Source organism: Mesosutterella multiformis (assembly GCF_003402575.1).
Lineage (GTDB): Bacteria > Pseudomonadota > Gammaproteobacteria > Burkholderiales > Burkholderiaceae_F > Mesosutterella > Mesosutterella multiformis.
Genome location: NZ_BGZJ01000001.1, coordinates 1,620,941 through 1,641,258 on the forward strand (window position 1 = coordinate 1,620,941; position 20,318 = coordinate 1,641,258).

At 54.5% G+C, this 20,318-nt stretch carries 20 protein-coding genes; 14 read left to right on the forward strand and 6 right to left on the reverse strand.

Features of this window, described 5'->3' with window-relative positions; translation table 11 throughout:
• Positions 1 to 63 precede the first annotated feature (63 nt).
• Positions 64 to 1,896 (forward strand): alpha/beta hydrolase-fold protein, encoded by a 1,833-nt coding sequence (locus M4NBBH2_RS07430; protein ID WP_116270341.1) that lies wholly within the window; start codon positions 64 to 66, stop codon positions 1,894 to 1,896.
• Positions 1,897 to 1,948: 52 nt separating this feature from the next.
• Here the strand turns inward: M4NBBH2_RS07430 and M4NBBH2_RS07435 are convergent, their stop codons facing one another.
• Positions 1,949 to 2,377: a YqaA family protein gene (locus M4NBBH2_RS07435; protein WP_116270342.1), complete on the reverse strand. Its 429-nt coding sequence runs from the start codon at positions 2,375 to 2,377 to the stop codon at positions 1,949 to 1,951.
• 199 nt (positions 2,378 to 2,576) lie between these two features.
• Here M4NBBH2_RS07435 and M4NBBH2_RS07440 point away from each other — a divergent pair, with 199 nt between their 5' ends.
• The 5 genes from M4NBBH2_RS07440 (at position 2,577) to M4NBBH2_RS07460 (ending at position 6,570) form a co-directional block, all read left to right on the forward strand.
• Positions 2,577 to 3,209, forward strand: coding sequence for a LysE family translocator (locus M4NBBH2_RS07440; protein WP_116270343.1), 633 nt, complete (start codon positions 2,577 to 2,579; stop codon positions 3,207 to 3,209).
• Positions 3,210 to 3,482: 273 nt separating this feature from the next.
• Positions 3,483 to 4,289 (forward strand): MetQ/NlpA family ABC transporter substrate-binding protein, encoded by an 807-nt coding sequence (locus M4NBBH2_RS07445; RefSeq protein ID WP_116270344.1) that lies wholly within the window; start codon positions 3,483 to 3,485, stop codon positions 4,287 to 4,289.
• A gap of 21 nt (positions 4,290 to 4,310) precedes the next feature.
• Positions 4,311 to 5,045: a 4Fe-4S binding protein gene (locus M4NBBH2_RS12440; RefSeq protein WP_116270345.1), complete on the forward strand. Its 735-nt coding sequence runs from the start codon at positions 4,311 to 4,313 to the stop codon at positions 5,043 to 5,045.
• Complete coding sequence (locus M4NBBH2_RS07455) at positions 5,042 to 5,671, forward strand: hypothetical protein (RefSeq protein ID WP_116270346.1); 630 nt, start codon at positions 5,042 to 5,044, stop codon at positions 5,669 to 5,671. The genes M4NBBH2_RS12440 and M4NBBH2_RS07455 overlap by 4 nt, the downstream gene beginning before the upstream one ends.
• Positions 5,668 to 6,570 (forward strand): isocitrate lyase/PEP mutase family protein, encoded by a 903-nt coding sequence (locus M4NBBH2_RS07460; RefSeq protein WP_116270347.1) that lies wholly within the window; start codon positions 5,668 to 5,670, stop codon positions 6,568 to 6,570. Before M4NBBH2_RS07455 ends, M4NBBH2_RS07460 begins: the two co-directional genes overlap by 4 nt.
• Positions 6,571 to 6,645: 75 nt before the next feature.
• On the opposite strand, the gene M4NBBH2_RS07465 is transcribed toward M4NBBH2_RS07460, so the two are convergent.
• A complete protein-coding gene (locus tag M4NBBH2_RS07465; RefSeq protein ID WP_116270348.1) occupies positions 6,646 to 7,536 on the reverse strand; it encodes an arginase family protein in 891 nt (296 codons plus the stop codon).
• Positions 7,537 to 7,684: 148 nt separating this feature from the next.
• Complete coding sequence (locus tag M4NBBH2_RS07470; protein ID WP_116270349.1) at positions 7,685 to 8,371, reverse strand: hypothetical protein; 687 nt, start codon at positions 8,369 to 8,371, stop codon at positions 7,685 to 7,687.
• A gap of 608 nt (positions 8,372 to 8,979) precedes the next feature.
• On the opposite strand from M4NBBH2_RS07470, the gene M4NBBH2_RS07480 reads away from it, so the two are divergent.
• Both M4NBBH2_RS07480 and M4NBBH2_RS07485 read left to right on the forward strand, forming a co-directional pair.
• Entirely contained in the window at positions 8,980 to 10,242 is a 1,263-nt protein-coding gene (locus M4NBBH2_RS07480; protein ID WP_116270619.1) for an MATE family efflux transporter, read from the forward strand.
• Positions 10,243 to 10,366: 124 nt separating this feature from the next.
• Positions 10,367 to 11,470, forward strand: a complete 1,104-nt coding sequence (locus M4NBBH2_RS07485; RefSeq protein WP_116270351.1) for a porin — start codon at positions 10,367 to 10,369, stop codon at positions 11,468 to 11,470.
• Between the two features lie 75 nt (positions 11,471 to 11,545).
• On the opposite strand, the gene M4NBBH2_RS07490 is transcribed toward M4NBBH2_RS07485, so the two are convergent.
• Positions 11,546 to 12,385, reverse strand: coding sequence for a transposase (locus tag M4NBBH2_RS07490; protein ID WP_116270352.1), 840 nt, complete (start codon positions 12,383 to 12,385; stop codon positions 11,546 to 11,548).
• Positions 12,386 to 12,524: 139 nt separating this feature from the next.
• Here M4NBBH2_RS07490 and M4NBBH2_RS07495 point away from each other — a divergent pair, with 139 nt between their 5' ends.
• On the forward strand, positions 12,525 to 14,138 hold the full coding sequence (locus M4NBBH2_RS07495; RefSeq protein WP_116270353.1) for an FAD-dependent oxidoreductase: 1,614 nt from the start codon (positions 12,525 to 12,527) through the stop codon (positions 14,136 to 14,138).
• Between the two features lie 132 nt (positions 14,139 to 14,270).
• Here the strand turns inward: M4NBBH2_RS07495 and M4NBBH2_RS07500 are convergent, their stop codons facing one another.
• Complete coding sequence (locus M4NBBH2_RS07500; protein ID WP_116270354.1) at positions 14,271 to 15,329, reverse strand: 1-aminocyclopropane-1-carboxylate deaminase/D-cysteine desulfhydrase; 1,059 nt, start codon at positions 15,327 to 15,329, stop codon at positions 14,271 to 14,273.
• Positions 15,330 to 15,516: 187 nt separating this feature from the next.
• Between M4NBBH2_RS07500 and M4NBBH2_RS07505 the strand changes: the two genes are divergently transcribed.
• From M4NBBH2_RS07505 to M4NBBH2_RS07525, 5 genes are all read left to right on the forward strand, one after another.
• Positions 15,517 to 15,816 (forward strand): DUF1294 domain-containing protein, encoded by a 300-nt coding sequence (locus M4NBBH2_RS07505; protein ID WP_116270355.1) that lies wholly within the window; start codon positions 15,517 to 15,519, stop codon positions 15,814 to 15,816.
• A gap of 113 nt (positions 15,817 to 15,929) precedes the next feature.
• Positions 15,930 to 16,658 carry a trimeric intracellular cation channel family protein gene (locus M4NBBH2_RS07510; RefSeq protein WP_116270356.1) on the forward strand — a complete coding sequence of 243 codons (729 nt, stop codon included), beginning with the start codon at positions 15,930 to 15,932 and terminating at the stop codon, positions 16,656 to 16,658.
• Between the two features lie 11 nt (positions 16,659 to 16,669).
• Positions 16,670 to 17,326, forward strand: a complete 657-nt coding sequence (locus M4NBBH2_RS07515) for a nitroreductase family protein (protein WP_116270357.1) — start codon at positions 16,670 to 16,672, stop codon at positions 17,324 to 17,326.
• A gap of 175 nt (positions 17,327 to 17,501) precedes the next feature.
• Positions 17,502 to 18,302 carry an aspartate dehydrogenase domain-containing protein gene (locus M4NBBH2_RS07520; protein WP_116270358.1) on the forward strand — a complete coding sequence of 267 codons (801 nt, stop codon included), beginning with the start codon at positions 17,502 to 17,504 and terminating at the stop codon, positions 18,300 to 18,302.
• A gap of 25 nt (positions 18,303 to 18,327) precedes the next feature.
• A complete protein-coding gene (locus M4NBBH2_RS07525; RefSeq protein ID WP_116270359.1) occupies positions 18,328 to 18,978 on the forward strand; it encodes a LysE family translocator in 651 nt (216 codons plus the stop codon).
• A gap of 9 nt (positions 18,979 to 18,987) precedes the next feature.
• Here M4NBBH2_RS07525 and M4NBBH2_RS07530 read toward each other — a convergent pair whose 3' ends face one another.
• Positions 18,988 to 20,304, reverse strand: coding sequence for a sensor histidine kinase (locus tag M4NBBH2_RS07530; protein WP_116270360.1), 1,317 nt, complete (start codon positions 20,302 to 20,304; stop codon positions 18,988 to 18,990).
• Positions 20,305 to 20,318 lie beyond the last annotated feature (14 nt).

Consider the following 20,318-nt stretch of genomic DNA (forward strand, 5'->3'; position numbering starts at 1 on the left):
CTGCCTTCGCCAGAGCTTTTCCGCGTTAGACTCAGAAGAATATGAGTTTCAGACGATAGATCCATGATGAAAAAACTTGCTTTCGTCCTCAGCCTCGCACTTGCTCTGTCATCCGGCGCTGCATCGGCTGCCGGCACTGCCTCTGCCTCCCAGACTTCAGGCTCCGCCTGGTCAGGCGAATGGGGCGGTGCGGACAAGTCCTTCGATAAGGAACTGCTTTCCCGCCGCGACTCTCTTGCCTCGCTCTTCACGGAAGGCACTTTCCACGACGGTGTCTCGGGCCAGCAAATGGACTACAGCGTTTACGTTCCGGAAGTCTGCCTCAAAAAGGAACGCTGCCCGCTTGTTCTCTTTATGGCGGACGCGAGCACTGTCGGCAAGGGCGTCAAAGCCCCTCTGATGCAGGGTTGGGGCGGCATTATCTGGGCCGCGCCTGAAACCCAGGCAAAGGGGCCGGTCATTGTCCTTGTCCCATCATTCAAGGGACCGGAAGCCGCAACCCGGGATGATTCAACGGTTTCACCTGAAGCGATGATTGCGTACCGGCTTCTGAAAACCGTCATGCATCGCTATAACGTCGATCGGGACCGCGTCTATACGACAGGCCAGTCGATGGGCGGGATGCTCTCCTTCTATTTCAACACCGTGAACCCGGATCTCTTTGCGGGTTCTCTGATGGTGTCGAGCCAGTGGGGAGCGGATCTCCTGAAGCCGCTTGCCTCAGATCACTTTACCTATGTGACCTCCGCCGGAGACCCGAAGGCCTCGGTTGGGATGGCAGCGCTCCGCACGGTGCTTCAGAAAGAAGGTGCGGATATCGGAGAGACGGAGTTTTGGGCCCGCCTCCCCCTTGCCTCGCAGAACGCCGCTGTGAAGTCACTCTACAGCGAAGGGAAACCAATCAATTTCATCCGGTTTACGGCTGGAACTGTGATCCCGGCCAATGCTGATAGCCGGGGAAAGGCGTACGGCGACCATATGTACGGGTTTGACGCCGCCTACAAAATCCCGGCGATCCGTGAGTGGCTCCTCGAACAAAACCGGAACGACACCTATAAAGGTCGCTTCTTCCTCGGCGGTGTTTCACTTCTCGCTAAGGGACAGGATGGTCTGAATCTTCTGCAGCGAAGCGCAGATCAGAATTACGGTCCGGCGGAAACCCTTGTGGGCAGGATCTATATGGAAGGCCGAGGCATGCGCCGTAATTTCGCGACGGCGCTTGACTGGTTCAAGAAAGCAGCGGCCCGCGGCGATGATGACGCCTACGTCCTGATGGGTGATATCTACAGAAACCACGATTCCGGTTTCTATAATCTGAAGCTCGCCCGTGAAGCCTATGAAAAGGCCTGGACGCTCGGAAACTTCAAGGCCCCCCGCTACCTTGCTGAGATGGAAGCGGATACCGCGAACGGCGCGAAGCCTGACTATCCGAAGGCGCTTGACTGGTATCAGAAGGGCGTGATGGCGGGTGACATCACAAGCGCTATCCGGATCGGCGAAATGTATGAGAACGGCGTGTACTTCAAGAAGGATCCGGCGAAAGCGCTAGAGTGGTACCTCATCGCAGCGCCCTCCCCTGAAATTGCGGCTCAGAATGTCCCGCCGCGTCTTGCCGTGATCAAGAAGATTGGTTCCTTCTACGAAAACGGAACCGGAACGGCAAAAGATCTTCGTAAGGCTTATGACTGGTACCGGGTCGCGGCTGAAGCGAAAGATCCGGAGGGACTCGCGGATGTGAGACGCGTCGCTGCCGCCTATAACAAGACCGTTCCCGCCAAAGCCGCTAAGAGCAAGGTCCCCGCGGATCCGCTAGGCGACCTTCCGGCGCCTGAGCGTCCCGTCGAAAACAGTTCAGAAATCCCAAACACCGGTTCCCTGCTTAACCTCATAAAGTAAAACAGGAAATCGGTATAAACAAATGGCAGAGAGTTCATCTCTGCCGTTTTTTTCAGGGCTTCAGAAGAGAAAACAGTCCGAGTATTGCCGCGTACCGGGCTCCTTTCCCAAGAAGCGTGAAAAGAAGCGCTGGAATAAATGGTGTCCGGATGAGCCCCGCGCCAAGCGACAGCGCATCCCCGATCACAGGCACCCAGGAGAAAAAGAGAAGCGGCGTTCCGAAGCGGCGGAGCTTCGCGAGCGTCGGTTCGGACACTTTCTTTCCCTCCGGAATAAACCGTCCGAGAGCCCAGGAAGTCATGGCACCCGCAGTATTCATGAGCGTTGCCGTGAGGAAAAGCGCGGCCGTGCGTCCCGGGAAAGCCGCCTCATAGGCAATCACCGCCGCTTCACTCGTTCCCGGAAGAATCGTGGACGAGAGAAAGGCACTCAGCGCGACGCCAAACAGGCCGAGGTTTCCAAAGTAAGAGGCGAAATCCATGAATGCGTTGCTTTTCAGAATGAGGAAGTGAGCTTATCAGAGGAATGAAGTCTGAAGAACCGCTGTTTACCCGCCATGCACGCCCCATTACCGGGAGTGCGGGAGGTGAGGCTTTTCCTGTAACGCTTTGTTAGAATTTCCATCGTACAGCCGGATTTTCTCCTCAGATTCCGGCTGAAACTGTTTTACAGGACGCCCGATGCTTAATCTTTCCCTTTTCAGCATGTTCATCGTTATTTCACTCGCCAACATTTTTGCTCCGGGGGCGGGTGTTGTTTATGCCATCACAACGGGAATTCAAGGCGGACTAAGAGGAAACTTCTGGTGTCGGGTCGGACTCGCTGTCGGCATTCTGGTACTGATGACCGCCTCGGTTTCAGGTCTCGGGGTGATCGTTGCGAACAGCCCGACGATTTTCACGGTTCTCCGTTTTATCGGTATTGCTTACCTGATTTACCTCGGGATCAAGGCCTGGAGAGCGCCTGCCACGTCTCTCATCGCTGACGGAGCGATCCCGGCTCATAACGGCCGCAGGCAGTTTGCGGAAGCCTTTATGCTGCAGATCACGAATCCGCAGCCGCTTGTCTTCTTTATCTCGCTGCTTCCCCAGTTCATCGATCAGAAACTTGCCTATATTCCGCAGGTCGTGATCATGACGATCGTCTACTCTTTCCTCGTTTTCGCTGTGATGACGATCTACACATTTGCCGTTGCCCGGGCCCGGACGTTCTTCAAGTCACCCCAGGCATCTCTCATCCTGCGGCGCACAAGCGCGGTTTTCTTCTTCATCATTGCGGCGCTTGTCATTGTGACAATGATCCGCGGAGTCTGAGGAAATCCTCGCTTGATCTAAAAATGCCCGGCAATGTCCGGGCATTTTTATTTGAGGTGAATTATTTTCTCGGCAAATCAAAAGCCTTATTTGTTTTGACATATTACGGTGACTTTTCGTATTTAAAGAAAATCAGCTGGTAATACCCCAATAAGTTCCCTGAGCTCAGCATCCATAGTCCCTGAGATGCGGAAAAATCAAAAAACGCCCGTCAAATCTGATCACAAAAAAACTGACGGTAACAATGCTTAATGCTATAGGGACTCACAAATCATGAAACGCCGCATCCTTCTCGCTGCTATTGCAGCCTCTCCCGCAATCGCTCTCTTCGGCTGCAGCAAGAACGATTCATCCTCTGCTCAAAAGACGATCAAGCTTGGAACGTTGTCCGGGCCTCACGCTGAAGTCGCTGAAGAAGCCAAAAAGGTCGCTGCCAAAAAGGGACTGAATGTTCAGATTATCGAATTCTCCGATTATGGTCAGGTAAATGAAGCGCTCGCCGCGAAGGATATTGACTGCAACGCGTTTCAGCACGTTCCCTTCCTTGAGAAGGCCAAGTCCTCAAAGGGATATCAGTTCACTGCGCTTGGGAAAACCGTTCTCTTCCCGCTTGGCGTTTATTCTCAGAAAATTCATACCAAAACTGAAATCGCGGATGGAATGCTCGTTTCCGTTCCAGCCGATCCCGCGAATCTCGGCCGCGGTCTGCAGCTCCTTGAACGTAACGGCATTATCAAACTGAAGGATGGCGTCGGAATTCACGCGACGACACACGATATCGCTGAGAATCCGAAACACCTGGTTTTCCGCGAGGTTGACAGCGCTTACCTCGGCCGGTCACTTCCTGATGTGGGGTTCGCGGTCATCAACGGCAGCTGGGCGGTGAAATCCAAGCTTTCCCCTGAGAAAGACGCATTTATTCTCGAAGGCGCGGATTCAGACTTCGCCAACGTTCTTGTCACCCGCACTGAGGACAAAGATAAACCTGAATTCAAGACTCTCCTCGCCTCGTTCCAGAGCCCCGAAGTGAAGCAATTTGTGAAGGATAAGTTCAAAGGCTCTGTGGTAGCCGCCTTCTAATCCGTTTCACAAGGGAAGAAAATGCATATCAATCAGCAATGTATCGGATGCCGCCAATGCTGGCCTGTGTGTCCGGTCGGCGCTATTGGCGCTGCGGCTGACGGGCACCATTCAGAGGTCAATCTGGACCGCTGTGTCGAATGCAGTGCCTGTCTCCGTTCCAGGGTCTGTCCCGTCAACGCTTTTGAGCCTCAGGAACTGCCGTGGCCCCGCAGTCTGCGCTCGGCTTTCTCCGATGTTTTGAGTCCTCATAAATCAACCGGGGTTCTTGGCCGCGGAACCGAAGAAATGAAAACCAACGACGTAACGGGACGGCTGCGGGCTGGTTTCGTCAACGTCGCGGTGGAACTCGGGCGTCCCGGAATCAGTGCAAGTTTCGAAGATGTCCAGACGGTCACCAGAGCCCTCGCCCGCCTTGACGTCGAGTTCCAGAAAGAAAATCCAGTCACTTCTCTCTTCACAAACGATCGAAATGGAGATCTGAATCCTGAGGTACTGGGGGAGCGGGTACTCTCCGCACTCGTTGAATTTGAGATTCCCGTCAGCCGGGTACCTGAACTGGTAGAAGCGCTGGAAGAAGCGGGAAAGACAGTTGATACCGTTTTTTCCGCCGCCCTCGCCGAACCGATCCGTCCGGGGGAATCGGAGCCGGAACTTATTCAGATTCTGGAAGAGAACGGCATTTTTTATCGTCCCAACGGAAAAACCAATGTCGGACTTGGCAAACCGTTTCTTCCAGTGGAGGCGGCATCATGACACATACTCTTCATCGGCGCGGCTCAAAGTCAGATCTTGCGCATGATTATGTGGTTCTCGCAATGGCAGCCCGGGGTGTCAACCGTGACGGAGCCGCACCGAAACTCGCCCGGGCACTTGAAATTTTCGCCGCTCATAATCCGGTGAATTTCGGAAACGTGGCCGGAAATTCCTTCACGCGGACGCTGCCCGAAATGGTCTCTCTTACGCGTGACAACACAGTCTCTCACGCCGTTTTCAGGGATATTGAGGATGTCACAGCAGTGCTCCAGGACCTGAAAAAAGAAGACCTCGGTATTTCCATCGTGGTTTCAGGGCTATTTGATCAGGTCAAGGCCTCCTGTCGGTGCGCTGGACTGACTCCTCACACGGCCAATGTGTCGCTTGGGATCTTCGGCAAAACCGAAAAACTGCCAAAGGAAGGTGTTCTCGAAATTGCCTCCATGTGCGGTCACAACATGGTCTCATTCGGAGTCATCAAAAAACTCGTTCGGGATATAGAGGACGGTTTTACGACACCGGAACAGGCGGCTAAAAAAATTGCGGCGAGCTGCCTCTGCGGCGTCTTTAACTGGGAGCGTGCCGCTCAGGTCTTTTCCCGTCTTACCGAAGGAGCAAAGGCATGAAAACCTCTGAAGCGAAACGTCTCGAGTTCAGAAGGAATCTTGAGACGGGAACATTCATGATCGCCCCCGGCATCTATGACGCGCTGTCCGCGAAGATAGCCGAAGTTTCAGGTCTTAACTGTCTCGCGATGGGCGGTTATGCCATCTCCGCTACCCGTCTGGGACAGCCGGATGTCGGGCTGCTTTCTCTTACCGAGATGCGGGAATCGCTGAAGCAGATCTGTGAAGCGACTGATATTCCTGTGATTGGAGACGGGGACACCGGCTACGGCAATGCCCTGAATGTCATCCGGACTGAAAATGAGTATGAGCGGGCTGGCGCTTCCTGCATCTTCTTTGAGGATCAAAAATGGCCCAAGCGCTGCGGTCATATGGAAGGAAAACAGGTTATTCCGGCCGAAATCCATGTTCAAAAGATCCGCGCGGCGTGTGACGCCAGGATTGATAAGAACACAGTTATCATGGCCCGAACTGACACCCGGGCGATCAATGGGGTCGATGACGCCATCCGGCGGGGTCATCTTTACGCGGATGCCGGCGCTGAAATCCTCTTTATCGAGGCGCTTCGGGACCGGGAGGAAGTTGAAAGGCTGGCCCGCGAATTCGAGGGAACCGGCACTTATCTCTTCGCGAACATGATTGAGGGCGGAAAAACGCCGATTATTCCGGCCTCTGAACTGAAGGAAATGGGATACGCGGGGGTGTTCTGGTCCTGCGCTTCACTTTATCTGGTTGCGAAGACCTTGAAAGACGCGTTCACTGAACTGGCAAGAGACGGAACCAGTGACGCGTTTCTCAGCAGAATGATTGACTTCAGTGAATTCAATCACTTCATTGGTCTTGATCGCTATCGTGAGCTGGAAAAACGATATGCGGCGGATGATAAGTCCCAGCCCTGATGGACTCTTTCTGAAAATAATGCCCGAAGGTCGAAACCGATCTTCGGGCATTTGACTGATTGAGGAATGAATCAATCACTTCAGAATCGGAAGGCTTTCCATCATGCGCTTCAGATTCCAGGCGTCCCACGGCATATGTTCTGCAATACCGAGACCCACGAGGTCCGCGGTCTTCCCGATATCAAGAATCAGACGGGTTACCTGTTCGATCTTCAGTTTCCCGGGCGCGGTATCAAACGGAATGCCGTTCGGATCATTCGGGAACTGCGAGTAGAAGAACCGGGGATCAAGCGAGTCAATGTCAAAATGGATGGCAACGTGCTTAAGGCCACTGGTCTTCAGCCAGTCAGTCACCGCGGTGCTTGTCTCAAACACCGATTCCGGCGGGAACACTTTCATTCCGAGACGCTCAACAATCGCGCTTTCCTTCGGAGAGTTGAAGCGGCTCGGGCCGACAATGGCAACCTGTTCGCCTGTCAGCGGCTTCTTCACCTCACGGGCGAAAACCGGATCACCGTCTCCCATCAGATTTCCGAGAACCATCGCGTGCTCCCGGTCAAAGACTTCAGGCGTGGAAATATCCGGATGCGCGTCTACCCAGATAACCGCGAGGTCCCCATCGTACTTTTCGTTCAGATAGGAGAACGGAGCCTGATCCAAAAGGCAGTCACCGCCGAAAACAACAATACGATCCGGTGCCTCGCGGTCAATAATCTCCCGGGCGGCGTGAAGCTGCTTCAGCACCACCTCCTGCTGATAGACACCATTCGTCTTCCAGCCGTGCTTCCCTTCATAGGGAGCCACGGGAACCTCAAACTCGGGCGTGGTCTCGCTCTTCGGGGCAAGGAAGGAAAGGAGCCGGGCTCCCAGGGGATAGATCTCACCAGTCACTGGCGGCAGGTCGTAATCGCCTCCCTGCCACTGAGGCATCAGGAGTCGGATTGTTTTCTTATTTTCTTCAGCCATTCTGATTTCCTTACGGAACCTATAGGATTCGGTAAATAGATTAATCCGATCGGATAATAACCGTGAGGCTTCAGAGTAACTTTTTCTGAATACAGAAAAGGCTGCGGGAAAAGCCTCCGCAGCCTTCGGTTCTGTGCGTCTCAGAAGTTTACTTGGCTGGGCTCGATGCCGGTGCGGAAGCCGGCGCAGAGCCTGCTGCCACGGTACGGGTGTTATAGAGATTGAAGAGATCCTCGCGGAAAGTCTTCTCCTTACCCGCGGTGTTCGCGACAAACGGTACATTGTCATAAACCGCGTGGAGGCTATCCTTCGGATTCGCGAGATTCGCGGAATCTTTCCCCCAGAAGAACTTTGTCGAAACGCTGCTCAGATCAAATTTCTTCTTGTCATCGGAATTAATCGCGAACCGGACGGTCAGTTCGTTCTTCGTGACACCGGTCGCCGCGATCATCGTGTCGATATTCTTCGACATATCAAGCTGCTGAGAAGCCCCGTTACCCAGCGCCGCGCGGAACGCGTCAGCCATGGCCTGCAGCACCTGAACACCGCTCTTCGCGTCAACCGCTTCCTTACGGATGCCGGCATAGAGCTCCGCGCTCGGCTTAAGCTCGCAGGTAAATTCCACTCCGCTCTTAATCTGATCGGTTGAAAATTTCGACCACTTGGCGGTCTTCTCGACGCAGCCGGAATACTTGCCCAGCGCGTCCCCAACCTTCATGGATGTTGAAAATTCAGGCAGCGTCCCGTCCTTCACCGTAGACACCGGGTCTGAGCAGCCGCTCAGGAAAACGAGGGACACCGCAGCTGCCGCTGCAAACTTAACGAACTGATTCATAGATCCACCTTTTCGGGAAAGACCAAAATCCGGAACCATAGGGTTTCGGATAATGCTGTTTTGAAGCAGGCAAAGCGTGGGCCCCGCTGCCTGTCTAAAAGGGAGTTTCTAGGGGTTGGGGTAAACTCTCTTCCGTTCTTTATGGGCAAGCAGCGAGGTAGAGGATTCACCTTCAGCCCGGTCTTAATGAACGAACTGAAGGCAATTGCTGTTAAAAACTTTTTATTGAATCCAACACCATCAATTTCTATATCTATAGTTTTACACTTATTGCCCATTCTCCGCCACAATTAATTTGTAATTTGCGTCACAAAAACCCATAAAAACCTAGAAAACATGCTGGTTTCGTAATCAGAATGTCCAATTTTGTACGCCACGAAGCGTTTTTATGGCTTCCCGCAGGATGGGCGGAAGTGTTGTGTTTAAGCGGCAGAAATTCCCATAGGGTATAAATCTTCCGTAACGGTCCCTCATCCGGGCTTTCTGTTCGAAACCTGGCGCAATTTGCCGTAACCTTCGGAAATAAAGGTGTTTGTTTGAATAACCACGCTTTCGATCGTCATTTTTCTTATCGAAAACTGCTGAGATTTACGCTTCCGACCGTCGCGATGATGGTGTTTCTGTCCTGCTACACGATTGTGGACGGTTTCTTTATCGCGTCCTTTGTAGGTAAGGAGGCCTTTGCCGCGGTTAACCTGGTGTTCCCGGTCCTGATGGCAGCCGGAACGCCTGGTTTTCTGCTCGGCACCGGTGGTTCCGCGTTTGTCGGAGCGGCTCTTGGACGGAAAGAACCGGAAACGGCGAACCGGATCTTTTCGCTTCTCGCCGCGATCGCGGTGGGGGTTGGACTCCTGATTTCCGTCATCCTCTGGCTTCTGATGCCTGAGATTTCAAGGGCTCTTGGAGCGGATGCCACGCTTCTCCCGGACTGTATTTCTTACGGCAGGATCATTGCGGCTGCTCTCCCCTGCTTCATGATTCAGTCGTTCTTCCAGTCTTTCTACATTACGGCCGGAAAGCCCAACCTCGGATTCGCATCAACCATTGCTGCCGGGGTCACGAATATCGGGCTCGACGCTCTTTTTATTATTGTTTTTGGCTGGGGTGTCACTGGTGCCGCGGCCGCTACCGCGATCAGTGAGCTGCTTTGCGGGCTTTTCCCACTGCTTTATTTCTCCCGCCCAAACACGAGCCTCCTTCGGTTTATCCGTCCAGTCTGGATGCCGCGGGTTGTGCTGGATACGGTGATCAATGGATCTTCAGAACTCATGTCCAGCATCGCGATGTCGGTGGTTGGCATCTGCTACAACCTGCAGCTCCTCCGCTACGCGGGGAATGACGGCGTCGCGGCCTACGGAGCCGTGATCTACACCGCGTTCGTTTTCGTGTCTGCGATGATTGGTTTCTCTGAGGGCGTCGCCCCGGCGATCAGCTTCCACTTCGGAGCCAAAAACTATCGGGAAGTAAAGAGTCTCTTTAAGAAAAGCGTGGTGATCCTCGCTCTCACAGGCATTCTGATGACGATTCTGTCCGCCGTTTTCGCGGATTTCGTCGCGAGACTCTTTGATGCCGGAGACGCCGGGCTCCACGGTCTGATCGTGAATGCCATGACGATTTACGGCCTCTCCTACCTTCTCTGCTGGATCACGATTTTCGGATCCGCCTTTTTCACAGCGCTTGGAAACGGTCCGGTGTCAGCCGCTATTTCCTTCACCCACACGCTTGTCCTTGAAACGGGATGCGTTTTTCTGATTCCTTTTCTTATCGGGATCAACGGTATCTGGTTCTCGATCAGCGTGGCGGAACTGCTTTCAGCGTTTGTAACGGGCTTTTTTCTCCTTCGCGGCAGGAAAATATTTCTTTCTAACTAGACTGCTGGAGTTAACACGGCTTAGATCGAAAGTTGTGTAATTTTCGCCTCCCTGTTTTCTTCATACGATTTCGGCACGCCTGGTATTTCAGTTGCCAGGCGCGAAAACGACCAAAGGAGAAAACATGTTCAAACTTACGCAGGCAGCTGCCGGCATTGCCGCCGCTCTGCTCGCCTTCAGCGCTCAGGCCGCTGACTTTCAGATCCGAGGTGTCATTGATCTCGGTCTTACCGTAACCCATGCGAAGCATGGCGACACGACGCTCTCCATGACGCCTGACAACTATATCGGTTCAGGCTTTGACTTCCTTGGGGAGGAGAAACTCTCCGGCACGACGAAGGTCGGTTTTGCCCTGCGTAATCGTTTCAACCCGGATACCGGCGCTTTCCAGACTCAGGACAAGCTTTTCGATTACGAGTCCCAGCTCTACGTTGAGGGGCCGTACGGTCTGATCGGTGCGGGCCGCATGAGCCCGTTCTCCGCATCCGTTGGTACTCAGGGCTGGATGTGCCCGTTTGACGTGTTTGAGGCTGGATACCAGGATGCTGGTCTGCAGTCCACGCAGCAGACGACCTGGGCCGCGTACGACAACTCCCTCTACTACGTCACGCCGACCTTTAAGGGCTTCAAGGCAGGTCTCTTCTATTCGTTCTCGGGAGACGCGAAGGAGAACGCCCGGCAGTCGAAGAACAACCGCTTCTGGAACGCTGCCATTCGCTATTCAGATGAAAAACTCTCCGCCATGGTGTCCGCAGAGGGCGACATCCGAAGCACGGATTCTGATCTGAAGGACGGCCGCGTATTCCGGGCCGCCGCAAGCTACGACTTCGGCCGATTCAAGGTGATGGGCGGCTATAACCGGGCCGAGCATCAGTATCAGTACGCCTACGCGACCTTTAACGAAAACCTCTACTCCATGACCACCGCGTCAGGCGAAGCGCTGAAGAAGGGTATTTCATCAGACCAGGCCTGGATCGGTATCCGCGTGCCGATCAATCAGTACGAGGTCGTCGCCCAGTATCAGTACCTGGACGGCAAGGTGAAGGACGACGGTACGAAGTTCAAGCGCCATGTGCTTGCGCTTGGCGGTTACTACTACATGTCAAAGCGTACGCTGATGTACGCCGATGTCTCACAGTCAATCGGCCGCGGCGCTCTCTCCTGGGATAACGACGGTTCAGACACGAATTACACCGCGTTCCAGGTTGGTATGACGCACTTCTTCTGATCCCGGCGTCATTTTCATTTTTTCTTTCTCTTGCAGTGAGCTGCCGGGGGGATTGTGTATCCTCCCGGCTTTTTTTCAGACCGCCGGGAATTTCACCTGAGGCCAGGCTTTCTTCGCCGCCGATTCGAACGCGTCACAGTGATTCAGTGCGAAAAGCATCTGAACCGTGTTGACACCGCACTTCGTCTTGACGAAGTGGATCAGCTTTGCCTCAATATCCTCATCGCTGTCGGCGTCGCACGCCCAGGCACAGATCCCGGAAAGTGTCCCGTCAGGCTCAAGCTGCTTCACGCCGCATATCCGCTTTTCGATTCCGGCACAGTGCCTTACCCGTTTTTCCCACCCGACGAGGAGCCGGATCGTGCCGGGAGCGGGAGCGGTCAGCCACTTCTCAAGCGACTCAAAAAGAATCGGCATCTGCTTCGCAATGATGAGACCGTCAGACCGCTGATCCTGATAGGCCTGATAAAGCAGAATCGCGAGCTCTTCCCTTCGGTACCCCTCCGCTACGGCGAAAGACAGAATGTCTTCAATTGAAGGTCGGAATTCCCTTGAATAGGTATGAACAAATGACGGCCGGAAGACGCCGTTCCGGTCGCGAGGGATCTGCACCGGAAGCTTTTCCTTTCCAACGTGAAGTTCCCGTGGGATATAGCCGTTCCGATAGTTTTTCTTTGCGCCCCGCTTGCTGTTTTCCCGCTTCAGAAACGCGACCAGTTCGCTTTCCACGATGGCGCTGACCACAGTGCCCGCCAGCTCAAGGTCTGACTGGCGGTTCGCCGCTTCTGAAACCCGGCCCTGATGGTAAATCGCGGCGAAGAACTGCTTCTGGGCTTCTTCACTCGTAAGGAGCTGCGTAATCAGATCGACGGATGTCGGAATTATGTCGTCATTCAGGATATGGAGATTCTTCATGTCAGCTGAATCAATGGATAGAAGCGAATGTTGTGTAATTTTATCCCGGAATTTTCTTTGCCAGAATCATCGGGCCCCTAGATCGTTCGGGGAACAATTCATATACGCATAACGGAAATAACCAAAGGAGTCATTTTTCATGCAGTGGATGCGCAAAGCGATTTCTATCTCCGCCATCACCCTCGCGGTGGCGATGACGGCCCCGGCTTTTGCCGCTGACTATACGGCTGATGTTGTTGTGATCGGCGCGGGTGCCTCAGGTTCCGCAGCCGCCCTCGCCTCCCAGCAATCCGGCGCGAAGACCATTCTTCTCGAAAAGACTCCCTTCCAGATGGGCGCCGGGTCGTTCGCGGGCGGTATGTTTGCCGCTGACTCTTCCCAGCAGAAGGCTGCCGGAAAGACTGTTGATAAGAAGTGGCTCTTTAATCAGTACCTCAGCCTCTCGGGCGGTTTCCAGAACAGCCTCCTTGTCCGCCGCATCATTGATGAATCCGGAAAAACGGTTGACTGGCTGAACGCGAACGGCTGCCGGATGACGCTTGTCGACGCCGGTACTGGCGGCGCGTACGCTCACATTGGAATGCCCGCAACGCTCCATGGCTATCAGGATGGCGGCGCGAAGGCTCTCGTCGCCCTGAAGGACTCGTTCCTGAAGGCTGGCGGCCAGGCGCTTTTCTCTACCCGGGCCACTGAACTCATTAAGGACGCAAAGGGCAATGTGACCGGCGTCCGGATTATTGGCAAGGATGGGAAGCCCGGCAAGGTGACGGCAAAGGCTGTTGTGATTGCTTCCGGCGGCTTCGGCGGCAATAAGGACATGCTTGAACGCTACATCGGTGTCCCCTACACGATGGGTGAAGTGACCCAGAACACGGGTGACGGTATCCAGATGGCGTGGAAGGCCGGTGCCGGAAAACGCGGTGAGAATGTCGCACAGTATTTCTGGGAAACGTTCAGCCAGGAGGAAATGGGCAAGATCACGAAGCAGGTGGGTGATGATTGGTTCGCGCTTACGGACTTCACGCGTTACCCGAATCTCCGCGTGAACACCAATGGCCGCCGCTTCAGCAACGAAACGGACGCGACGCTCTACTCGGTTCACGGCGCTGAAATCGCGATGCAGCCGCATCAGACGGAATTCGTGATTGTTGACTCCGGAATGCTCGATAAAGTGAAGGCAAAGGGTTTCGCCGCAATCGAAGAACAGTACGCGAACTGGAAGGGAGACAAGCGTCAGTACTTCCAGGAATTCAATGAGCCGAACGACACGGATGAACTCTCCAAGGCTGAAAACACGCCGAAGGATGTGGCCGCGTTCCTCGATAAGCTGGTCGGAAATACCGCAACCGTTTACAAGGCAAATTCCATTCCTGAGCTCGCCCGTGCTATCGGCGTCGACGAAAAGAACTTCGCCGCTTCTGTCGAGCAGTACAACAAGGCCTATCACGATGGGAAAGATCCGCTCTTCTTCGCTGACGGAAAGCGCCTGATTCCGGTTGAAAAGGGACCGTTCTACGCTGTCCGCTTCACTTCCCGACTCCTCGGTACGCTGGGCGGCATCCGTGTGGATGACCGACTCCGTGCGGTGACCTCTGATGCCACGCCGATCAACGGTCTCTGGGCTGTCGGCGCTGACGCGGGCGGCATGTATGGCAAGGCGTACGTCGACTTCGAGGGCGGCACGCTCGGCTTTGCCTACACCTCAGGCCGTCTCGCTGGCGAAGATGCCGCTCACTACGCCAAGACGCACTGAAATTAAGCAGCCGATTTAAAAGGTTTGGCCGTCAGTCCCACCGCGGAAACTCTCTCTCCGATCCGCTTAGGACTGACGGCCAAATATTATTCGTAATCAGACGATTATCTGAATAAACTTCAAGCAAAAATTCTACTTTTCTTCAGAAAGATCCCCAATAATTTCAGGTTCCGCGAAGAGCGCTGTCGCGCCTCCGGTGTGAAGAAACACCACGGTGCTCCCTTGGGGCACATTTCTTTTGCGGATTTCTTCCATCATGCCGTGGAACGCCTTTCCTGAATACACCGGGTCAAGGAATATGCCTTCAGTCCGGGCAAGCAGCCGGATATCGTCGTTCGCGAGGCCAAAAGGCTTTTCGTAACCCGCGCCGACATAGTCGTAAAGGATCTGGAACACATCCGGTTTGGTCAGCTTCTTTTCACCGAGCAGCATCAGGACATCGTCCGCCAGCAGCCGGACTTCTTTCCCATACGTCTCAGGATCTTTCTTTCCAACCGCGATTCCGGTGAGCACGGTCCGATCAGATCCGATCAGGGTACGTCCGGCGGCAAGCCCCGCGAGGGTTCCGCCGCTTCCTGTACAGGTGTACACATAATCCGGATGAATCCCCGCCGCCTCTGCTTGTTCGGCAAGTTCAATCCAGCACTCGGCAAACCCGAGCGCGCCCCGAGGAAGGGAGCCGCCCATCGGAATGTCATATACCCGGTGCCCTTCTTTCTCGAGCTCATTCTTCCGTTTTTCGAAGAGCTCCTGATTCGCTTCCATGGTCTCCCGCGTACTCCCTCGGGATTCCAGAATATGGATTTCCGCGCCGAGAATTCTGTCGAGCAGCATGTTCGCGCGAAGCGCCGCGGGATTCGGCTCCACAATCGCGCCAAGCCACAGCACGGGTTTCAGTCCAAGTTTTCTAGCGGCAGTCGCGGTCTGCATCGCGTGATTGGATTCTGTCGCGCCATAGGTAAAAACGGTGTCGCACCCTTTCCGGACCGCGTCCGCGAGTAGAAACTCAAGCTTTCTCACCTTGTTTCCGCCGAAAAGCGAGACACCCGAGAAGTCTTCACGCTTCACCCAAAGATTCACCCCGGTAAGCTCGGACATCCGTTCAAGCTTATGAAACGGTGTGGGGTAAAAACCAAGAGGCACCTTCTTCACAGCATCAATCAAGGCCCTCGCATCTTCTTTGGTCCGCATGGGAGTCTCCTTCAGAGTGGTTCAACACCTTTCTGTGTCACATTAGCACCGGAAGACTGAAATGTCGCCTGATTTTTCGGTATCGGGGTGCGATTACTCTTTGTTTCAGCGGAGATTCTCCGCCTGCGGTTTAGCGTCGCGGAGACTCCTATAATTCGCATCTCTTAAAACGAATACGGTATTTCTCATGGCGCTCTGGCTTCTCTTCATCAATATTGCGGCGTTCATCACCTTCGGTATCGATAAGTGGAAGGCGGAGCAGCATATGTGGCGGATCCCCGAAGCCACACTTCTTGGGCTCGCCGCGGCCGGTGGCTCAATCGGAGCGCTTGCCGGCATGCGTTTCTTTCACCACAAAACCCGAAAGCCTCTGTTCGCTTTCGGCATTCCGGCACTCCTTGTACTCCAGGTCCTCGCACTGGCGGGTCTGGGATTTGATCCTCAGGAATTCACGCGGATTCTGCGCTTCGCGCTCCTCTCGTATTAAGCCTTTTCACTGTCAGAAGAAAACGGTAGCGAATCGCTTTTACATTGCCTGTTCCACCAAGTAATATCCCGGTTTAATCTATCTTTTTAAAGCGTTTTCACCGGGTGCCTTCCATGCTTCAGTTCTTCTCGAATCTCGCCGACTTTATCGGTATTCTGGCCTTTGCCTTTTCGGGGCTGCTGGCAGGAAAGGAACGGCGTCTGGATCCGGTCGGGATTTTTGTTCTCGCGTTCACGACGGCGTTCGGAGGCGGAATTCTTCGTGACGTGGTGATTAATAACCGTCCATTCTGGTTCATCACGCACGAATACTACGTGTGGCTCACGCTCCTTCTTACGGTCTTCGCCCCGGTTCTCGTCAAGCGCTTCCATCACGATATTCCTTACGCCGCGTTCATCTGGCTTGACGCCATTGGTCTGGGGTTCTTTTCGGCATCAGGCACCGCGCTTGCCTATTCTTTCGGAGTCCCGATGCTGAGTTCCACCCTTCTCGGTGTCACCACGGGCGCTGCGGGCGGCATGCTGCGCGATGTCTTCATGAATAAGCTTCCAATGGTCCTCTCAGATCGAAAGCCCTACGCCTCCGCCGCTTTCCTCGGGAGCTGGCTCACGCTCGGACTTATCTATGTCGGAGTCAATTCTGTTGCCGCGGTCTGGATAGGCTCACTCTTCATCTGCGGAGTCCGTATGATTACGTGGTACGCCGATTGGGAAATCGCCTATAACAGCATGGGAGTCGTGATCGCACAGTCACGCCTCGTGCAGGCGATCTTCAAGGCCGGCCCATCAAAACGCCGCCGGAAGTCTTCCAATCGGGACACATTCCCCCCCGAAAATGAGTGAGATTTAAAAAGATGACTGAAGCTCTTGATATTGCACGCCGCCGCTTTACGGCCAAAGTTTACGATCCGGCAAAGTCCGTGACGGACGCCGAGTGGAAGGATCTGCTCGAGATCCTCCGTCTCGCCCCGACCTCCGTCAACTACCAGCCGGTGCAGTATTTTGTTGCTGAAACTGAAGAAGAGCGTGCTGCCGTTGCGGCTGGTGTTTCTGACTTCAATCAGGAACGCGTGACCAAAGCCTCCCGCGCTATCGTGTGCGCTGTGCCTTTCCGTCCGTCGGAAGAACACCTGCAGGCTGTTTATAAGCAGGAAATCGCTGATGGCCGCTACGCCGGTCACGAAGGCGAAGAAAACATGGACGCCGGTCGCCGCTACTTTGTCGGCCTGCACGCTGTCACCTCCGGTGAATTCTTCGAATGGGCCTCCAAGCAGGCTTATCTCGGCATGGGTTACCTGATGTTCGCCGCCGCCCAGATGGGGCTCGACACGACGATCATGGAAGGTGTTCAGTTCCAGAAGATGGACGAGAACCTGGGCCTCGCTGAAAAGGGCCTTGCCTCGGTGCTCGTTCTCGCGATCGGTCACCACGACGAAAAGGAAGACCGCAACGCCACGAAGCAGAAGAGCCGTCTCCCGATGGACGCTGTGATTCACCGCGTCGCGAAGTAATCCGCGCCGGAACACAAAAAATATGGTTTTACGCGCACTGCGCTTCTAAAATAGAGGGCAGTGCCGGAATCCAATAAACGGAGCCGTCCGGCTGGACTGGTTCCGTTTTTTATCTGAGCAGTGCGTTTCAGCTTCCGGCGAAGTCTTCTTTCTGTCATCCGGGAGATTCCATCGTATGAAAACCATCGCGCTGATCGGCTGCGGAGCCCTGTCCCACATTTTTGCCCGCAATCTGCTTCGGATTCTTCCCGGTGAATTCCGGATTACAGGCGTCATGGCGCGTCACGCCGGGAGTGCGGAATCCTTTGCGGAAACACTGGACTGCCGGTTCTTTACCGAGATTGATCCGCTTCTTGCCCTGAAGCCTGATTTTGTTATTGAATTCGCGGGCGGAGCCGCGGTCCGGGAGTATGGTGAAGCGATTCTCCGGTCCGGTGCCAATTTCATACCCGCTTCTGTCGGCGCTCTGGCTGATCCCAAATTCTTCAATACGCTGAAAACAGCTGCGAAGGAATCGGGGGCAAAACTCTTTATCCCTTCTGGCGCGATCGGCGGACTGGACCTCATGCAGGTCTATGCCCTGAAAGGGGACGCCCGGGTCGAAATTGAGGATGTCAAAGCTCCGAGAAGCCTTGAAGGCGCTCCAGGACTTAAAGGCCGTATCCCTTCAGCAACCGCGGAAGAAGTTCTCTTCACCGGCACTGTCCGGGACGCCATTGCGGCTTTCCCGAAAAACGTCAATGTCGCGGTTACCGCCTCAATCGCCGCCGAGGCTCCGAACGCCCGGGTAACTGTGAGAAGCGTTCCTGGGCTTCGCGAAAATATTCACCGGATCAGCCTCTCAAACGGTCTTATGCACGCCGAGCTTTCGATCGCGTCGAAGCCGGATCCGGCCAACCCCAAGTCAAGCACCTCTGCTGCATGGAGTGTCATCGCGCTGCTCAGGAATCTTGTGTCTGATGTTGTTTTCTTCTAACTGAATGCACTGGAGGTCCTGAATCTTGTCCCACACACTGACGCTCTTCATCATTCTCAGTATCACAGTGGTTGCTTCTCCCGGTCCCGGGGTGCTTCTCACGGTGATGACGACTCTGGAGGAAGGCGGCCGGAAGACTCCCTGGTGTATCGGTGGGCTGGCATGCGGGACCTTTATTCTCGCCATGATCGCGGTGGGCGGACTCGGGGCCATTCTTTCCGCCCGCCCCTCTTTATTTACTTTTATTCAGGCGCTTGGCGCGCTTTATCTTCTCTGGCTTGGTGTCAAAAGTTTCCGGAAGCCCGCGGTTGATCTGATGTCACTTGCGGAGAAAAGGGATAAACAGGAAACCGGCGCTTCACCCGTCTCGATTTTTACCCGGGGCATTCTGCTTCAGCTCACGAATCCTGTCCTCATCATCTTTTTCTTCTCCATGTTCCCGCAGTTTATCGACCAGGATGGGTCGTTCTGGGGACAGTCCGTACTGCTCTCGCTCCTCTACGCGCTGACACTTATCGTCATTCACGCCGGATACGCGGCCGCCGCGGCATATGCCCGCCATCTGCTTACAGGAAAGCGAGGGCTCCTTTGGGTGAACCGGATCGGCGGATTCTTCTTCCTCGCCTTCGGCCTCTTTATGCTTGGGAAAATCATCGTCAGAATCATTTCCGGCTGAGTGTTCGCCTCAGAACGGAGTTTTCTTCTCAGCGAACGTAATGGTGAAGAGCGATCCCTTCCCCTCTTCACTTTCCACCGCGATTTTCCATCCCATCCGGGTACAGATACGGGAGACCAGCGAGAGCCCGATTCCGTGACCCTGACCATGGGAAAGTTTTCCCCGGGTAAAGGGCAAAAAGATCTTTTCCATTTCGTCCTTGGGGATACCGCACCCTTCGTCCTTCACGGAAAACCGTGTGGGTTCGAGCGTGATCGTGATAGTCCCACGGGTGGAATTTCTCACCGCATTCCGCACAAGGTTGGAAAGCACGCAGGAAGCGAAACTATCCGAAAGTCGAGGCGGAGGTGTACCGGACCGGTCGTCAATCACCATGCGGAGCCCTTTCTGGCGGGCATCAGGCTCATCCTCTTCCTGAATCTCACGGGCAATATCAGGCAGATATTTGATATCGTTATCCGCGGCTTTGACATCCTTATCGCGCGCAAGTGCAAGAAGCACATGGATCAGTCGCTGCATTCTCTCTGCGGCAAGCGTGATTTTTGCCAGCTGCCGCTCCTGCTGCGGGGTAAGGTCGCCGATTTCCCGCATCAGCTCGGCTGTCGTGGAAACAATTGAAAGATGAGTACGGAATTCGTGAGAGAGATCCGACGCAAAGAATCGTTCGCTTTGCACGGTTTCATGCAATTTTCTGAGCGAGTTCTCACAGGTCTTCGCGAGATAGCCGACTTCATCATTCGTCAATTCAACCGAGAGCGGCCGGAATTCTTTTTCAGACGCACATCTCTGAACCTCGCGCGCGAGCTTTTTCACCGGACGCACAACCGTGCCGCCAAGCAGCCAGGCCATCAGAACCGCGGCCATCACCGCGAGCAGACCAAAAAGAACGACCACAGCGACGAGACTGTGCTCCACCTCTTCAAACTCAGTCTGATCGGTTGTGAGGATATAGGTCACACCGTGACGCTGCATCCTGAAGACATAATCCGCCTGATGATCGTCTTCGTACTCGGTGTACCCGTCAGGCAGATTCTGAAATTCGGGCGGAATGGGTTCCAGTTTTACGCCATTGACGACGCTCGGATCTGCGTAAAGCTTCTTATTCGGAAGCAGCCGTGGGGCTTTCCCGTGCGCGATATCACTGTCAATATAGCCGCGAAGTGAGTAGTACTGGTTCTCAGAAACCAGATGATCCTCCGTGAATTCAATCGCGTAGGAGAAAGCGGCAATAGAACCGGCCGTGAGCACGAAGGCAAGAATACCGATCACCAGCATCAGCCTCGCCCGAAGCCCAAGTCTCAGGAAAAAGCGTCCGATACGTTTCATGCGGCTTCTCCTAT

Bases quoted from the DNA above. Each gene is read 5' to 3' on its own strand.
- M4NBBH2_RS12440 (WP_116270345.1), top strand. From the start codon at position 4,311: ATGCATATCAATCAGCAATGTATCGGATGCCGCCAATGCTGGCCTGTG.
- M4NBBH2_RS07510 (WP_116270356.1), top strand. From the start codon at position 15,930: ATGCTTCAGTTCTTCTCGAATCTCGCCGACTTTATCGGTATTCTGGCC.
- M4NBBH2_RS07490 (WP_116270352.1), bottom strand. From the start codon at position 12,385: ATGAAGAATCTCCATATCCTGAATGACGACATAATTCCGACATCCGTC.
- M4NBBH2_RS07500 (WP_116270354.1), bottom strand. From the start codon at position 15,329: ATGCGGACCAAAGAAGATGCGAGGGCCTTGATTGATGCTGTGAAGAAG.
- M4NBBH2_RS07470 (WP_116270349.1), bottom strand. From the start codon at position 8,371: ATGAATCAGTTCGTTAAGTTTGCAGCGGCAGCTGCGGTGTCCCTCGTT.
- M4NBBH2_RS07445 (WP_116270344.1), top strand. From the start codon at position 3,483: ATGAAACGCCGCATCCTTCTCGCTGCTATTGCAGCCTCTCCCGCAATC.
- M4NBBH2_RS07440 (WP_116270343.1), top strand. From the start codon at position 2,577: ATGCTTAATCTTTCCCTTTTCAGCATGTTCATCGTTATTTCACTCGCC.
- M4NBBH2_RS07480 (WP_116270619.1), top strand. From the start codon at position 8,980: ATGATGGTGTTTCTGTCCTGCTACACGATTGTGGACGGTTTCTTTATC.
- M4NBBH2_RS07515 (WP_116270357.1), top strand. From the start codon at position 16,670: ATGACTGAAGCTCTTGATATTGCACGCCGCCGCTTTACGGCCAAAGTT.
- M4NBBH2_RS07495 (WP_116270353.1), top strand. From the start codon at position 12,525: ATGCAGTGGATGCGCAAAGCGATTTCTATCTCCGCCATCACCCTCGCG.
- M4NBBH2_RS07435 (WP_116270342.1), bottom strand. From the start codon at position 2,377: ATGGATTTCGCCTCTTACTTTGGAAACCTCGGCCTGTTTGGCGTCGCG.
- M4NBBH2_RS07430 (WP_116270341.1), top strand. From the start codon at position 64: ATGATGAAAAAACTTGCTTTCGTCCTCAGCCTCGCACTTGCTCTGTCA.
- M4NBBH2_RS07530 (WP_116270360.1), bottom strand. From the start codon at position 20,304: ATGAAACGTATCGGACGCTTTTTCCTGAGACTTGGGCTTCGGGCGAGG.
- M4NBBH2_RS07460 (WP_116270347.1), top strand. From the start codon at position 5,668: ATGAAAACCTCTGAAGCGAAACGTCTCGAGTTCAGAAGGAATCTTGAG.
- M4NBBH2_RS07485 (WP_116270351.1), top strand. From the start codon at position 10,367: ATGTTCAAACTTACGCAGGCAGCTGCCGGCATTGCCGCCGCTCTGCTC.
- M4NBBH2_RS07505 (WP_116270355.1), top strand. From the start codon at position 15,517: ATGGCGCTCTGGCTTCTCTTCATCAATATTGCGGCGTTCATCACCTTC.
- M4NBBH2_RS07465 (WP_116270348.1), bottom strand. From the start codon at position 7,536: ATGGCTGAAGAAAATAAGAAAACAATCCGACTCCTGATGCCTCAGTGG.
- M4NBBH2_RS07520 (WP_116270358.1), top strand. From the start codon at position 17,502: ATGAAAACCATCGCGCTGATCGGCTGCGGAGCCCTGTCCCACATTTTT.
- M4NBBH2_RS07455 (WP_116270346.1), top strand. From the start codon at position 5,042: ATGACACATACTCTTCATCGGCGCGGCTCAAAGTCAGATCTTGCGCAT.